The 690-nt window shown below is 33.3% G+C and carries 1 protein-coding gene; it reads right to left on the reverse strand.

The genetic code is table 11. From position 1 onward, the window contains the following. Positions 1 to 256: 256 nt before the first annotated feature. The coding region (locus AC1MPL_RS11645; RefSeq protein WP_479766236.1) for a benzoate/H(+) symporter BenE family transporter at positions 257 to 690 on the reverse strand (434 nt) is incomplete at its 5' end.

Raw genomic sequence — 690 nt, forward strand, 5'->3', positions numbered from 1 at the left:
ACCCGAACAAAATTCAATAAAGTTATTTGTAATCAGTACCTTAAACATTTTACATAATGCCAAAAACATCAAAAAAGCCGACTCGGAAACATGTCGGCTTTTTTTTAGGCAGTTTTGGCACTTATTGCCTATGATTTAGGTTAAAAAACGTACGATTTATAATTTTTTCTTGGATTTCCAAAGCTCTATTTTTAGAAATTATCCACAAAATGAGTGGATAAACCTGAGCATATAATGGAATAAATTCCGTATCTAACTATTTTTTCTTTAGAATAAAGTAAGCAATATATCCAAAAATTAAGCCCCAAAAAGCAGATCCTAAACCTAAGAAAGTAATGCCAGATGCTGTAGTTAAAAAAGTAATTAGACTTGCCTCTCTATTACTTGTATCAGTAACAACACCAACTAGACCATTCAGAATTGCTCCAATTAATGCCAATCCTGCTAAAGTGGCAATAAATTGATGGGGAAGTGCAGAAAAAAGTAATGCTATTGCTGAGCTAAATAAGCCAAATACAATATAGAAAAAACCACTCGAAATTCCTGCTATATATCTCTTATCCTTATCTTTATGAGATTCCTCTCCTGTACAGATTGCAGCAGTAATCGCAGCTAAGTTAACACCATGGCTTCCTAGGAAAGAGAATAGGATAGAAATAGCTCCAGATAAGCTAATGATTGGGCTTGATT

The organism is Acinetobacter sp. N1-1, from assembly GCF_056711485.1.